General features: G+C 64.4%; 14 protein-coding genes. 9 read left to right on the plus strand and 5 right to left on the minus strand.

Translation table 11 applies throughout. The features are described from left to right. The first annotated feature begins 27 nt into the window (after positions 1–27). The 7 genes from F0P97_RS05175 (at position 28) to pbpC (ending at position 7,717) form a co-directional block, all read left to right on the plus strand. Positions 28–1,317 (plus strand): ABC transporter substrate-binding protein, encoded by a 1,290-nt coding sequence (locus F0P97_RS05175; RefSeq protein ID WP_182285891.1) that lies wholly within the window; start codon positions 28–30, stop codon positions 1,315–1,317. Then, entirely contained in the window at positions 1,317–2,273 is a 957-nt protein-coding gene (locus tag F0P97_RS05180; protein ID WP_232538130.1) for a carbohydrate ABC transporter permease, read from the plus strand. Before F0P97_RS05175 ends, F0P97_RS05180 begins: the two co-directional genes overlap by 1 nt. Continuing rightward, positions 2,270–3,136 (plus strand): carbohydrate ABC transporter permease, encoded by an 867-nt coding sequence (locus F0P97_RS05185; protein ID WP_182285892.1) that lies wholly within the window; start codon positions 2,270–2,272, stop codon positions 3,134–3,136. The genes F0P97_RS05180 and F0P97_RS05185 overlap by 4 nt, the downstream gene beginning before the upstream one ends. Positions 3,137–3,170: 34 nt before the next feature. Beyond that, positions 3,171–3,557, plus strand: a complete 387-nt coding sequence (locus tag F0P97_RS05190) for a VOC family protein (RefSeq protein ID WP_182285893.1) — start codon at positions 3,171–3,173, stop codon at positions 3,555–3,557. 63 nt (positions 3,558–3,620) lie between these two features. Further along, positions 3,621–4,508, plus strand: coding sequence for an endonuclease/exonuclease/phosphatase family protein (locus F0P97_RS05195; RefSeq protein WP_182285894.1), 888 nt, complete (start codon positions 3,621–3,623; stop codon positions 4,506–4,508). A gap of 94 nt (positions 4,509–4,602) precedes the next feature. Next, a complete protein-coding gene (locus tag F0P97_RS05200) occupies positions 4,603–5,160 on the plus strand; it encodes an HdeD family acid-resistance protein (RefSeq protein WP_182285895.1) in 558 nt (185 codons plus the stop codon). Positions 5,161–5,305: 145 nt separating this feature from the next. Beyond that, a complete protein-coding gene (pbpC, locus tag F0P97_RS05205; protein WP_182285896.1) occupies positions 5,306–7,717 on the plus strand; it encodes a penicillin-binding protein 1C in 2,412 nt (803 codons plus the stop codon). 27 nt (positions 7,718–7,744) lie between these two features. Here the strand turns inward: pbpC and F0P97_RS05210 are convergent, their stop codons facing one another. Then, positions 7,745–8,638 (minus strand): LysR family transcriptional regulator, encoded by an 894-nt coding sequence (locus F0P97_RS05210; protein WP_182285897.1) that lies wholly within the window; start codon positions 8,636–8,638, stop codon positions 7,745–7,747. Positions 8,639–8,718: 80 nt separating this feature from the next. On the opposite strand from F0P97_RS05210, the gene F0P97_RS05215 reads away from it, so the two are divergent. Beyond that, the gene (locus F0P97_RS05215; protein WP_182285898.1) at positions 8,719–9,339 is read left to right on the plus strand and encodes a nitroreductase family protein; all 621 of its coding nucleotides are present in this window, start codon (positions 8,719–8,721) and stop codon (positions 9,337–9,339) included. Further along, positions 9,336–10,217, plus strand: coding sequence for an EamA family transporter (locus tag F0P97_RS05220; RefSeq protein WP_182285899.1), 882 nt, complete (start codon positions 9,336–9,338; stop codon positions 10,215–10,217). Before F0P97_RS05215 ends, F0P97_RS05220 begins: the two co-directional genes overlap by 4 nt. 40 nt (positions 10,218–10,257) lie before the next feature. On the opposite strand, the gene lldD is transcribed toward F0P97_RS05220, so the two are convergent. The 4 genes from lldD to F0P97_RS05240 all read right to left on the minus strand — a co-directional run bounded on the left by lldD (position 10,258) and on the right by F0P97_RS05240 (position 14,061). Then, positions 10,258–11,394, minus strand: coding sequence for an FMN-dependent L-lactate dehydrogenase LldD (gene lldD / locus F0P97_RS05225; RefSeq protein WP_182285900.1), 1,137 nt, complete (start codon positions 11,392–11,394; stop codon positions 10,258–10,260). Continuing rightward, positions 11,391–12,161, minus strand: a complete 771-nt coding sequence (lldR, locus tag F0P97_RS05230) for a transcriptional regulator LldR (RefSeq protein WP_182287109.1) — start codon at positions 12,159–12,161, stop codon at positions 11,391–11,393. The genes lldD and lldR overlap by 4 nt, the downstream gene beginning before the upstream one ends. 17 nt (positions 12,162–12,178) lie before the next feature. Next, positions 12,179–13,843 carry an L-lactate permease gene (lldP, locus tag F0P97_RS05235; RefSeq protein WP_182285901.1) on the minus strand — a complete coding sequence of 555 codons (1,665 nt, stop codon included), beginning with the start codon at positions 13,841–13,843 and terminating at the stop codon, positions 12,179–12,181. Positions 13,844–13,914: 71 nt separating this feature from the next. Further along, positions 13,915–14,061, minus strand: coding sequence for a hypothetical protein (locus F0P97_RS05240; protein ID WP_182285902.1), 147 nt, complete (start codon positions 14,059–14,061; stop codon positions 13,915–13,917). Between the last annotated feature and the right edge of the window lie 267 nt (positions 14,062–14,328).

A 14,328-nucleotide genomic window follows, 5' to 3' on the forward strand; every position in this document is an offset into this window, starting at 1 on the left:
TGTCTGCAATTCTCGAGGAGAGATCCCATGCGTCGTCAAACCTTTGTTCATGGCGTGATCGCCGCTGCCGCCAGCCTTGGCATGGCGGGCACTGCTCTTGCTCAGTCCCCGCTGGAAGTGCCTTTCTATTACCCCGTGGCCGTGGGCGGCCCCATCGCCAAGGTGATAGACGGTTATGCGGCAGACTTCAACAAGGCGCATCCGCAGTACAAGCTCACGCCCATCTATGCGGGCACCTATCAGGAAACCATCGTCAAGGCGCTGACGGCGCACAAGGCCGGCAAGGCGCCTGCGACCTCGGTGCTGCTATCCACCGATATGTTCACGTTGATGGACGAAGGCGCGATTGCGCCCATTGACGACTTCGTGAAGACCGATGCCGACAAGGCCTGGCTCAAGGGCTTTTATCCGGCCTTCATGGCCAACAGCCAGACCGGTGGCAAGACCTGGGGCGTGCCCTTTCAGCGCTCCACCGTGGTGATGTACTACAACAAGGAAGCTTTCAGGGAGGCCGGCCTGAACCCCGATAAGGCGCCCCAGAACTGGAAGGAACTCAAGGAGGCCGCTCACAAGCTGACCAGGAAGGACGCCAGCGGCAAGGTCGTGCAATACGGCATCCAAATTCCGTCCACCGGCTTTGGCTACTGGATGCTGCAGACTCTGACCACACCCAATGATGTGCTGCTGGCCAACAAGTCCGGCACCCGCGTCATGCTCAACCACCCCAAGGTGGTGGAAGCGCTGAACTTCTGGGTCAGCCTGGTCAAGGACGGCGTGCACCCTGCAGGTGTGGTGGAGTGGGGCACGACGCCCAGGGACTTCATGGAAAAGAAGGCCGCCATCATCGTGACGACCACAGGCAATCTCACCAATATCCGCGCCAATGCCAAGTTCGACTTCGGCGTGGGCCAGATCGCCGGCAATGTCCGCAAGGGCTCGCCCACGGGCGGAGGCAATTTCTACATTTTCAAGAATGCGCCCAGGGAGCAGCAGCAGGCTGCGTTCGAGTTTGCCAAATGGGTGACCCAGCCCGAACGTGCAGCGCAGTGGAGCATGGACAGCGGCTATGTGGCTGTCTCGCCTGCAGCTTACGAGACGCCCGTGCTCAAGAAGTATGGCCAGGAATTTCCCCAGGCCCTGGTGGCGCGCGATCAACTGCCCGTGTCGGTGGCCGAATACTCCACCCATGAGAACCAGCGCGTGACCAAGGTGCTCAACGATGCGATTCAGGCGGCCCTGAACGGCACCAAGACCGCTGCCCAGGCCATGGACGACGCGCAGAAGGAATCCGACCGCATCCTGCGTCGCTACAAGTAATGAGCAGTCCGGCGCTTGAAACCGGCAAGGGCGCCATGTCGGCTCCCTTGTCATCCAGGGCCGCCAGCAGGCTGGCGCAGGCCGCAGCGCGAAAGCAGGCCGTGCATGCCTGGCTGCTGCTCATGCCGGCGCTGGTGCTGCTGCTGGGCTTTACACATTGGCCGGCCTTGTCCACGTTGATCGACAGCCTGCATGCCACGGGGCGTGGCGGCCAGTCCGGCGAATGGGTAGGGTTGGACAACTATGTGCTCATGGTCGACGACCCCGTGTTCTGGCAGGCCGTGCGCAACAACCTCTGGTTTGCCGCCGCCACCATTCCGCTGTCCATGGGGCTGGCCTTGCTGATGGCGCTGTGGGTCAACGAGAAGCTCGCGGGGCGGGCCTTGCTGCGCATGGCGTATTTCACGCCCACGGTGCTGCCCATGATTGCCGTGGCCAATATCTGGCTGTTTTTCTACACGCCGCAGTACGGATTGCTGGAGCAGGTGCGCGGTGCTCTGGGCCTGGGCGCGCACAACTGGCTGGGCGATCCATCCACGGCCCTGGCCTGCATCACGCTGGTGGCGGTGTGGAAGGAGGCAGGCTTCTTCATGATCTTCTATCTGGCCGCGCTGCAGACTCTCAATCCCAGCCTCAAGGAAGCGGCGGTCATCGAAGGCGCATCGCGCTGGTATTTCCTGCGCCGCGTGCAGTGGCCGCTGCTCATGCCGACCACACTGTTCATTCTGGTCAACGCCGTGATCAATGCCTTCCGGCTGGTGGACCATGTGTTCATTCTCACGCGCGGCGGGCCGGACAATGCCTCCACGCTGCTGCTCTATCACCTCTACGAGGTGGGCTTCAAGTTCTGGGATACCGGCTATGCCGCGGCCATCACCGTGGTGTTGGTCGTGGTGCTGGCTGCCGTGGCGCTGTTCCAGTTCTTCGTGCTGGACAAAAAGGTGCACTATCAATGACAGCTGCTGCATTTCCATCGGCGCGCAGGAGCGCCAGGGCAGGCCGGGGCGTGAGTTTTTATGGCGCTTCCTGGCTGGACACCCTGGCCGCCTGGACGCTGGCGCTGCTGTGGCTGCTGCCGCTGGCCTATGCGGTCTGGACGGCGTTTCATCCGTCCGATGCGTCCACGCGCCTCGATCTGTCCGCGCCCTGGACGCTGCAGAACTTCCGCCATGCCTGGGACGCCGCGCCGTTTGCGCGCTATTTTCTCAACACCATCTTGCTGGTGGCCATGATCTTGGCGGTGCAGCTGCTACTGTCCACGCTGGCTGCATTTGCCTTTGCGCGCTTGCGCTTTCGCGGCAGCAATGTGGCGTTTGCACTGGTGCTGGTGCAGCTGATGATCATGCCGGACATTCTGCTGGTGGCGAACTATCAGACCATGTCCGGGCTGGGCGCAGTCGATACCCTGGCGGGCATAGGCCTGCCGTATTTCGCCTCGGCCTTTGCCATCTTTTTGCTGCGCCAGACCTTTATGGGCATACCCCGTGAGCTGGACGAGGCCGCACGCGTGGAAGGTGCCAGCACGCTGCAGATTCTCTGGCGTGTCTACGTACCGCTGGCCAGGCCGGTCTACACCGCGTTTGCGCTGGTTTCTGTGAGCTTTCACTGGAATAATTTTCTCTGGCCTCTGATCATCACCAACAGCGTGCAGGCGCGTCCGCTCACCGTAGGGCTGCAGGTTTTCTCCAGCGTGGAGTCGGGCGTGGAATGGTCGATCATCTGCGCCGCCACCCTGATGACTTCAGGGCCGCTGCTTATTGCATTCCTGCTGTTCCAGCGCCAGTTCGTGCAGAGCTTCATGCGCGCGGGAATCAAGTGACTGGGATACAGTCAAACCATTTGGGGAGTTGACAATGCCTGGTCCCGCTGCTGCTGGTGTGCTGATTTATGCCAAGGATTTCCAGAGTCTGGCAAGTTTCTATGAGCAGGTTCTGGGCATGCAGCGGCTGCATGAGGATGAGCACATCATCGTGCTGGAGTCCGTCGCCCTGCAACTGCTGATTCACGCACTGCCTGCCGAGATTGCCGCGCGGGTCCGGATCGGCAAGCCGCCGCAGCGCCGTGCCGATGTGGCGCTCAAGTTCTTCGTCACCGTGCCCGCGATCGCCGAGGCCGCAAGCGTCGCGCAGGCGCTGGGCGGACAGGTGTTCGACGAGCGCTGGCAAGGCCCCGGCTTTGTGGTCTGCAATGCCATGGACAGCGAAGGCAATGTGTTCCAGCTGCGCGAGGCCCTGGCCTGATCGGCTGCCAGCGCTGCGCAGGCAGGTGCTGCAGTCATTTTCAATGTGGAAAGAAGCGACAAGATGAATATCCTGAGCTGGAATGTGCAATGGTGCTGCGGCATGGATGGACAGGTCAGTGTGGAACGCATCGTGCGCCACGCGCTGCAAATGGGCGAGCAGGCCGGCGGACTGGATGTGCTGTGCCTGGAGGAGATCGCCGTCAACTACCCCGATCTGCAAGGGCGGCCCGGCGATCAGCCTGCCGAGCTGAAGGCGCTGTTGCCGGGCTGGCAGATTGTCTTTGGTGCCTCGGTCGACGAGTTCACACCCCGGGGACATCAGCGCTTTGGCAATCTGGTCGCCACTCGCCTGCCGCTGCTGCAGGTGCAGCACCATCCGCTGCCCATGCCGGCCGATGCCGATGTGCGCTGCATGCAGCGCATGTGCTCGGTGGTCACGGTCGCTGACGCGGCACTGGGGCCGGTGCGCGTCATGACCACGCACCTCGAGTACTTTTCGAAGCGCCAGCGCATGGCCCAGGCTGGCGCTCTGCGCGCCCTGCAGATGCAGGCCTGCGCACTGGCCGATGCCCCGCCGCAGCCGGCCAGTGACGGCTCGCCCTACCAGACCAAGCCGCATACCCGTCATGCCGTGCTTTGCGGGGACTTCAACTTCGAGCCGCACGAGCCCGAATATGCCGTTCTGTCCGCACCTTGGGCTGCCGGTGAGCAAGGCTGTCTGCAGGCCGGGCAGTGGCGCAATAGCTGGGATGTGCTGCACCCCGGCCAGCCGCAGCCCCCCACCTTCAGACTGGTGGACCGGACCTGGGGCGCCGAGCCCGGGGCCTGCGATCTGCTGTGGGTGAGCGACAGCCTGTGCCAGCATGTGCAGGCCTGGCGTGTGGACAGCACCACAGAGGCGTCCGACCACCAGCCGGTGATGTTGACGCTGGGCTGTGCTTCTTGCTAGGGTCGGAGCTGAAGTCGAGAGACGAGTGGCTGCACAAGTCGCACTGTTGTGAAACCCTGAGAACGTAAACACGTTCTAAAAGAGAGGAGTCTTCATGCCTGTAGAAATTCCGTCCATGTCCATCATGCTGCACCGTAGCTGGTGGGTGCTGTTGTTGCGCGGCGCCGCCGCCATCATCTTCGGCGTGCTGACCTGGATGCAGCCCGCAGCATCCGCTGCCGCACTGGTGCTGGTGTTTGGCGCCTATGTGTTTGTCGACGGCCTGCTGGGCATCTACACCGCCATCAAGAGCCGCCAGCAGTCGCGTCACTGGTGGCTGGTTCTGCTGTGGGGGCTGACCGGTGTGGTGGTGGGGGTGCTCACGGTCATCAACCCGGCGATCACCGCATTGGTGCTGACCATCTATATCGGTGTCTGGGCTCTGATGACCGGTGTGCTGCAGATCGTCGCGGCGCTGCGTCTGCGCAAGGAAATTCAGGGCGAATGGCTGCTGGTGCTCGGTGGGCTGCTGTCGGTGCTCTTCGGCATCTTCGTGCTGATGCAGCCCGGTGCGGGCATGATGGCCATGCTGTGGGTGCTGGCGACCTATGCCGTGATCTTCGGCGTGCTGATGGTGATACTGGCGTTCAAGATCAAGAAGTTCACGGGCTGAAAACGTAAACACGCTCCGAGAGGCAGTGACTTCGGCAAAAAAGCGGCTCGCAGAAGCCGCTTTTTTGTTGCCGCTTGTCTGAGCAGTCTGTTTGCCGGGCCATCTTTGGGACAATGCCTGCTGACTTCCAACAGCGCACAACGACATGGAACAAGGCATTCAGCGGTATTTCCAGCCCCCGAGAGTGAAACAGTCCTGGCGGGCCGTCGGCATGACGGCCGCCCTGTGGCTGGGTCTTGCCGCCAGCAGCCATGCCGTGCCCAGCTACGACGAGGTGCGCAGCGAGCATCGCTCCTCGGAGACTCTGCTGCTGTCGCGCGAGGGCGAGGTGCTGCAGCGTCTGCGCACCGACAGCACGGTGCGCCGCGGGCCCTGGGTGGCATTGGCCGACGTCTCGCCGGCACTGCGCACGGCCCTGGTGCTCAGCGAGGACAAGCGCTTCTACGAGCACAGCGGCGTGGACTGGGCTGCCGTCACCGCAGCTGCGTGGGGCAATCTCTGGAACACACGCACGCGCGGCGCGAGCACCATCACCATGCAGCTCGCGGGTCTGCTCGACGGCGACTGGCGTCAGGGTCCGGGTGGGCGCAGCGTGGTGCAGAAGGTGGGGCAGGCCGTGGCGGCCCAGGTGCTGGACAGGCGCTGGCGCAAGGACCAGATTCTCGAGGCCTATCTGAACATGGTGCCGTTCCGCGGCGAGATCGTAGGCATAGCTGCGCTGTCGCAAAGCCTGTACGGCAAGGCAGCTCATGGGCTGGATGCTCGCGAGGCGGCCATTGCTGCGGCCCTGGTGCGTGCGCCCAATGCGTCGGTGGAGCGTGTGGCCCAGCGTGCCTGCGGCGTGCTGCAGGTGATGGTGCCGGACGATGTGGCGGCCAAGGATTGTTCGGCCATGCAGCTCTATACCTCCAGTGTGCTGCAGCGGCGTCAATGGCTGGCCAGCGAGGGCGTGGCCTCGCATTTCGCGCGGCGCTGGCTGGCGCTGCCCCAGAACAGGGGGCAGGAGCAGGTGCGCTCAACCTTGAGCGCACCCTTGCAGCGCTTTGCCGTGGCCAGCCTGCAGCAGCATCTGCGCGAGTTGCAGGGCCGCAATGTGGAAGATGGTGCGGCCGTGGTGCTGGACAACCGAACAGGCGAGATTCTGGCCTGGGTGGGCTCTTCGGGCACGCTGAGCCAGGCATCCGAGGTCGATGGCGTCACCGCGCTGCGTCAGCCCGGCTCCACGCTCAAGCCTTTTCTCTACGCCCAGGCGATTGCCGAAAAGCGCATCACGGCCGCTTCGCTGATCGAGGATTCATCGGCCCATATTCCCACGCAGAACGGCCTCTACATTCCGCAGAACTACGACCGGCGCTTCAAGGGCTGGGTGTCGGCGCGCACGGCGCTGGCGTCCTCGCTCAATGTGCCTGCAGTGCGCACGCTGGTCATGATCACGCCCGATGCGTTTTTCGAGCAGCTCAAGAGGCTGGGTCTGCCGCTGCGCGAAAGCGGGGGCTACTACGGCTTCAGCCTGGCGCTGGGCAGCAGCGAGGTCGCGCTGCTCAATCTGACCAACGCCTATCGGGCACTGGGCAATGGCGGTCAATATCGTCCCGTGAGCTGGGCCTTGCCTCAGACTGAAAGCCGCAAGGCCGGCGGCAAAACCGGCGACGACGCGGTGCAGGCACTGGATGTGCGGGCGGCCTTTATCGTGGGCGACATTCTCTCCGACAATATGGCGCGGGCCCCGACCTTCGGCACCGACAGCGTGCTGGCCACGCGCTTCTGGACGGCCGTGAAAACCGGCACCAGCAAGGATATGCGCGACAACTGGGCCGTGGGCTGGTCCGAGCGCTACACCGTGGGCGTCTGGGTGGGCAATGCGGGTGGCGAGGCCATGCATTCAGTCAGCGGCACCAGCGGCGCAGCGCCCATCTGGGCCGACATCATGGGCTTTCTGCATCGCAATCTGTCCAGTCGTGCACCCCGGCCGCCCGCTGGCGTACTGCAGCAGCAAGTGCAGTTCGGTGCGTTGGCAAGCGGCGCCATGCCCATCGAAAGCACGCGTGGCGAATGGTTTGTGGAGGGCACGCAGCAATCCCTTTTTGCCATGGATCACGTCGCTGGCAGCGCAGAGCCGAAAAGCCCAGCCAGACAAAAGGGCAGCAAGTCCGGCAGCGCTGCGACCGCTGTCCGCATCTCGCGTCCGGCCAATGGCACGATTCTGGCGCTGGACCCCGATATTCCGCCTGACAGCCAGCGCGTGCAGCTGGTGGCGCGCCAGGCCGGCATGGCGGCCGAGCAGGACTGGCGTGACGGCAGCTTGCGCTGGCGCCTGGTGACCCGGCAATACGGCCCGCCTGCGGCTGCCGACAAGAATGCGCAACCCGTGATGCGGGAAGTGCAGCGCGAGCTGGGGCGCGGCAGTCAGCTGGGCTGGCTGCCCTGGCCGGGGCGCCACAAGCTGGAGCTGCTCGATGCTTCCGGCAAGGTGCTGGACAGCATCGCGCTGGAAGTGCGCGGCGCCGGTGCCCTGGTGGCCGGGCCGGAGCAGATCCAGAGCCAGCGCCGACGTTGAATGCCGGCCGGTCAACCGGCCAGGCGCTCAGTTGCCAGAATCGAACTGCGCTACCAGAAAGTCCAGCAGCACCCGCAGCTTGGGCGTCATATGCTGGCGCGACGGATAAATGGCGTAGAGCGTGGTCTCCACCGTGCTCCAGTCTTCCAGGGCGGCCTGCAACCGGCCCGTGCGCAGGTCTTCCTCGACATAGGGCCGCGGGATCAGGCTGACGCCAAAGCCCGCGCGCAATGCATCGCGCACCGCCAGGCTTGAGGACACCGAGTAGCGCGCATTGACCGCCACGCGCTCCATGCGCCCGCCTTGCTCGAATTCCCAGACATCTGCATGGCCCGATAGGCTGAAGCGTATGTGCTCCAGGCCGTTGAGGTCGGCAGGCGTGTGCGGGCGGCCGCGCTTTTCGAAATAGCCGGGCGCGGCGCACAGCACATGCGACATGGTTGTCAGCGGTCGCGCAATCAGCGAGGAGTCCTCGAGCCGGTCGCTGCCGCGTATGGCCAGATCGAAGCCCTCGCGCACGATGTCGACGCGTCTGTCGTCCAGGTGCAGATCCAGCTGCAGCCCGGGGTGGCGCTGCAGGAAGGCGGGGAGGGCGCAAGAGATCTGCGTCAGCGTGAATGTCATGGGCGCGCTGACCTTGAGCAGGCCGCTGGGCGCAGCCTTGAACGGGCATAGTGCCGAGTCTGCATCGGCCAGTGCATCCAGAGCCCGCGTGACATGCTCCAGATACAGGCGGCCTTCTTCCGTCAGCGCCATGCGTCGCGTGGTGCGCTGGATGAGGCGCGTGCCCACATGGGCCTCCAGCTCGGCGATGTTCTTGCTGATCGCGGCCGGCGACAGGCCCAGGCTGCGGCCCGCCTCGGCAAAGCTGCCGCACTGCGCGATGCGATGAAAGACTTGCAAGGCGGTCAGTCGGTCCATGTGATTCTTCTCTGTTGGTGAATGGTTTATTTTGATAATCGCCAATTATCAATTCGGGGTGAATTATCTACAGTCATGCCATGACGACACTTCATCCCGCACTCACCCTCATCGAGCAGCGCATCTCGGCCAACCGCTTCGATACCTCCCATCATCTGGCGGATGCCGACATAGCACGGCTGGTGCAGCTGGCCACGCGCGCACCCACGGCCTACAACCTTCAGAACTGGCGCTTCATCGCCGTGCGCACGCCTGGGGCCAAGGCCAGACTGCGCGCCATGGCGCAGGACCAGGCCAAGGTGCAGGAGGCGGCCGTCTGCTTCATCGTCTGCGGCGTGCTGGCCGACCCCGAGGCGCTGGCCGAACGGCTGCAGCCCTCTGTGGACGCGGGTTTCTTGCCTGCCGCCATGGCGCAGGGCTGGCTGCAGGCCGCGCAGCAGCAGTACGCCAGCGCGCAGGCGCTGCGCGACGAGGCCCTGCGTTCGGCCAGCTTCGGCGCCATGACGCTGATGCACGCGGCGCAGGCGCTGGGCCTGGCATCCTGTGCGATGACCGGCTTCGACGCCGAAGGCGTGGCGGCCGGCTTCGGTCTGGCGAGCGAGGAGGTGCCGGTCATGCTCGTCACCGTGGGCCGTGCTGCGCCCGGAAACTGGCCGCAGAAGCCACGCCGGCCGCTGGATCAGGTGCTGGAGTTCGCATGAGCGCCGGCCAATCTGCGTCTGGTTCCAGGCAGGCCCAGGCGCACGATCTGCTGCTGACGGCGCTGGCACCCGCCATCTGGGGCAGCAGCTACATCGTCACCACGCAGCTGCTGCCGCAGGTGCCCGCGATGACCGTGGCCTTGCTGCGCGCGCTGCCCGCAGGCCTGTTGTTGCTGGCATTTGCACGGCGCCTGCCGCAGGGCGTGTGGTGGCTGCGGGTGTTCATTCTGGGAGCGCTCAATTTCTCGGTGTTCTGGAGCATGCTGTTCGTCTCGGCCTACCGCCTGCCGGGAGGGGCGGCCGCCACCGTCGGGGCCGTGCAGCCGCTGGTGGTGGTGTTTCTTGCGTCCTGGGTGCTGGGCAGCACGCTGCGGCCGGCCTCGGTGCTGGGAGCCCTGGCCGGTCTGGCGGGCGTGGCCTTGCTGGTGCTCACGCCTGGTGTGAGGCTGGATGCTACGGGCATTGCGGCGGGCCTGGCCGGAGCGGTTTCCATGGCCTGCGGCACGGTGCTCACGCGCAAGTGGCGTCCTCCCGTTCCGCTGTTGACCTTCACTGCCTGGCAGCTCACGGCCGGCGGACTGTTGCTGCTGCCGGTGGCGCTGTGGGCCGGACCGGATTTTCCGGCGCCCACACCGGGCCATCTGATCGGACTGGCCTGGCTGGGTCTGGTGGGCGCGGCATTGACCTATGTGCTGTGGTTTCGCGGCATTGCCCGGCTGGAGCCGAACATGGTGGCCCCGCTGGGTTTTCTGAGTCCGCTGACGGCGATTTTGCTGGGCTGGGCATTCCTGGACCAGACGCTGACGGCTGTGCAGATGGCTGGCGTGGCCCTGGTCCTGGGCGGCATCTGGCTGGGGCAGCGGGGCGCGGCGCGATGATCCACGCAAGGCCCGGCCCAGGGCCGGAGCCTGCGCGGGATCAGTCCCGTACCAGCAGATCGCCAGTGATCTCCGAGACGTTCTTGACGCTGGTCAGCGTCATGGCCACGCGCATTTCCTTTTCGAGCAGGTTCAGCAGGTTGGTCACGCCGGCTTCACCTTCTGCGGCCAGCGCGTAGACGAAGGCGCGGCCTATCATGGTGCAGTCTGCGCCCAGCGCCAGCAGGCGCACGATGTCCAGGCCGTTGCGCACGCCCGAGTCGGCCAGGATCTTGATCTGGCCCTTGACGGCATCGGCGATGGCAGGCAGGGCGCGTGCCGACGAGAGCACGCCGTCGAGTTGGCGCCCGCCATGGTTGGAGACGATGATGCCGTCGGCGCCGAAGCGCACGGCATCCCTGGCGTCCTCGGGGTCGAGGATGCCTTTGATCAGCATGGGTCCCTTCCAGAAGTCGCGGATCCACTCCAGGTCCGACCAGGAGATGGAGGGGTCGAAGTTCGCGCCCAGATAGCCCATATAGTCTTCGAGCGAGACGTTCTGACCCTTGTAGGTGGAGATATTGCCCAGCGTGTGCGGGCGGCCCATCAGGCCCACGTCCAGGGCCCAGTGCGGATGGGTCACGGCCTGCAGGTAGCGGCGCATGGCGGCGTTGGGGCCGCTCATGCCAGAGTGCGCATCGCGGTAGCGGGCGCCGGGCACGGGCATGTCCACAGTGAAGACCAGGGTGGAGACGCCCACAGCCTGGGCACGCTCCAGCGCATTCTTCATGAAGCCCCGGTCCTTGAGGACATAGAGCTGGAACCACATCGGGCGGCCCAGCCTGGGCGCGACTTCCTCTATGGGGCAGACCGAGACGCTGGACATGGTGAAGGGAATGCCCTTCCTGTCGGCAGCCATGGCGGCCTGCACTTCGCCGCGGCGGGCGAACATGCCGGTCAGCCCGACGGGAGCCAGCGCCACGGGAATCGAGAACTTCTCGCCGAACAGCTCGATGCTGGTATCGAGCTGGCTCATGTCCTTGAGCACGCGCTGGCGCAGGGCCACGTCGGCAAGGTCGTCGACATTGCGCGCCAGCGTCTTCTCGGCATAGGCGCCGCCGTCAAGGTAGTGGAACAGAAAGGGCGGCAGGCGCTTTTGCGCAGCTGCGCGGTAGTCGGTGGTGGAGGAGATGATCATGAAAAAATGGCGGAGGAAGAGGAGAAACGATCCAGCCGCTTGCGTCGGGCCGCTTCGGCATCCGATTCGGACAGCTTTTCGTGAACATAGGCCAGGTGCTGGCCGATGGCGCTTCTGGCCTGCTCTGGTTCGCCGTCGACAATGGCCTGCATGAGGTTGCGGTGCTGCGCAGTCAGATGCTCCAGCGTCGAGAGATCATCATGCACGAACATCAGGCGCCGGTTCTGGGCCACGGTACCCAGTACCAATTCGAAGAGGCTGCCCATGAGCTGCACCAGCACGGCATTGTGCGAGGCTTCGGCAATTGCCAGATGGAACTGAGCGTCGGAGCGGGCCGCGCTGGCGGCATCGTGCGCCTGCTGGTGGCGCAGCATGTCGTCAAAGCAGTGGCGGATGCGGTCCCTGTCCTTGTCGGTGGCACGCTGGGCCGCATACCAGGCGGTGCTGAGCTCCAGCGCCTGGCGTGCTTCCAGCACGTCGTAGCGGTATTGGGGGTCGTCGCGGAGCAAGGACTCCAGCGGTGCGACGGCCTGCTCGTGCCACAGGGGCACGCGCGAGCCGACAAAAGTGCCGGCCCCCACGCGGCTTTCGAGCACGCCGCGGCTGGCAAGCTTCTGTATGGCCTCGCGCAGCGCCGTGCGCGAGACCCCCAGTTGCTCGGCCAGCGCCCGTTCAGTCGGTAGCTTTGCGCCGCTCTGGAGCTGGGTGCTCTGGATCAGCTCCAGCAATTGCTGGGCAACGCGGTCGGACAGGCGGATGGCGGGCATGGGGTCTGGCAGGAGTTTCAGGTGGTGGGAATCATCCACGGAAACACATAAGCCTGCAGCGTGCAGATGATGCCGATGAGCACCAGGAAGGCCAGGCTGTGCTTGACGGTAAAGCGGAACAGGTCCGATTCCTTGCCGGCCAGGCCTACGGCTGCGCAGGCAATGGCGATGGACTGGGGCGAGATCATCTTGCCGGTCACGCCGCCGGTGGTGTTGGCCGTCACGGCCAGAACCTCGGGCAGCCCCAGCTGCGCTGCCGTCGTGGCCTGCAGGGCGCCGAACAGCGCATTGGCCGAAGTGTCGGATCCCGTGAGGAACACACCGACCCAGCCCAGGAAGGGCGAGAAGAACGCAAAGGCCTTGCCTGTATGGGCCAGCGCCATGGCCAGCGTGGTGGACAGGCCGGAGTAGTTGGCGATGAAGGCGAAGGCGAGCACCATGCCGATGGAGTAGATGGGCAGTGCCAGTTCCTTGAAGGTCTCGCCCAGGGTCCGGACTGCCACGGCTGGCTTGAGGCGCAGCAAAAGAATGGCGAGCACGGAAGCGATCAGGATCGCGGTTCCCGTGGCCGACAGCCAGTTGAATGAGTAGACCGCGCCATAAGGCGTGGGCGTGGCAACGACGGGAGCCATTTTCTGCACCAGATTGTGCAGCATGGGCACGGGAATGCTGAAGACCGTGCCGGACAGCGCGCCACCCGAGGCGAACAGCGCCTTGAAGGGCTTGAGGCTCCAGATGGTCACCATGGCGGTGAGGATGATGAAGGGCGACCAGGCCTTGATCACCATGCCGGTCGTCAGCTTGACGGGGGCCGTCGTCTGGATCTTGGCTGCGCCCGGCTCGGTGTCGAAGCGGAAGATGCGCTTGGGCTGCCAGAACTTGAGAAAAGTGGTCAGTGTCACCAGGGCGAAGATGGCCGAAGTGATGTCCGGCAGTTCGGGGCCTATGTAGTTGGCCGTCAGAAACTGACCGAGTGCAAAGCTGCCGCCGCCGACCAGCACCGCAGGCCAGGTTTCCTTCACGCCGCGCCAGCCGTCCATGATGGCCATGAGCCAGAACAGCACGATGATGGTCATGAACGGCAGCTGGCGGCCGGCCATCTGGCTGATGGCCATGACATCGACGCCCGAGACCTGACCGGCCACGATGACGGGAATGCCCATGGCGCCAAAGGCCACGGGGGCGGTATTGCCGATCAGGCACAGGCCCGCTGCATACAGAGGCCTGAAGCCCAGGCCCACCAGCAGCGCTGCCGTGATGGCCACGGGGGCGCCGAACCCGGCGGCTCCCTCAAGGAAGGCACCGAAGCAAAAGCCCACCAGGATGAGCTGCAGGCGCTGGTCTTCGGTGACCGAGAGAATCGACGAGCGGATGATGTCGAACTGTCCGGTCTTGACCGAGACCTTGTAGAGAAAGACCGCCGCGACAATGATCCAGGCAATCGGCCACAGGCCGTAGAAGAAGCCGTAGACGCCTGCCGCCAGCGCATTGGCCACGGGCATGCGGTAGAAGAGCAGCGCCACGGCCAGGGACAGCGCCACCGTGATGGTGCCCGCCACATAGCCCTTGAGGCGCAGCTTGGTCAGCGCGAGAAAGAAAAAGATGATGGGTATCAGCGCCACCAGCGCCGACACCCACACATTGCCCGCGGGGTCGTAGTTCTGCGACCAGATTTCTTGCATTGCCTTGATCTCCTGGATTTATGCGGGGAGGGCAACCCTCCTGAGCGACCAGAAGCTTCCCCGTCAAATTTTCAAAAATGACCGTGCGCAAAACCGGCTGTGCCGCGCCATAGGCGGGCCTGAGCTATTCCAGTCTTGCCTGCTGAATTGGTATTACCAATATCAGTCGATTTCAAGTGGAATGGATTGTATGAAGCGAAATAAGTCTTGAAATTCATGGTTTTCCCTTGATTTTTGAAATTAATTGGTAGTACCAATTAAGGAGGATATGGAATTCTGAGAACATAAAAAAAACCGCAGGCCTGGGGCGCTGCGGCTTCTATGGACAGCTCATTGCCGGCCTGACGGGGGAGCGCGGTGCTCGAAACCGCCAGGGCGTAACCCTGGGGCAACGAGCAAGAGCCTGGGCGGCCCCGCCTGGGCGGCCCCGCCTGGGCGCCCTGCCGCCTCGCGGCGGGGCGCCTAGCCGAAGTTGCCGTCCCCCT

Source organism: Comamonas testosteroni, assembly GCF_014076415.1.
GTDB classification, from domain to species: Bacteria; Pseudomonadota; Gammaproteobacteria; order Burkholderiales; family Burkholderiaceae_C; genus Comamonas; species Comamonas testosteroni_F.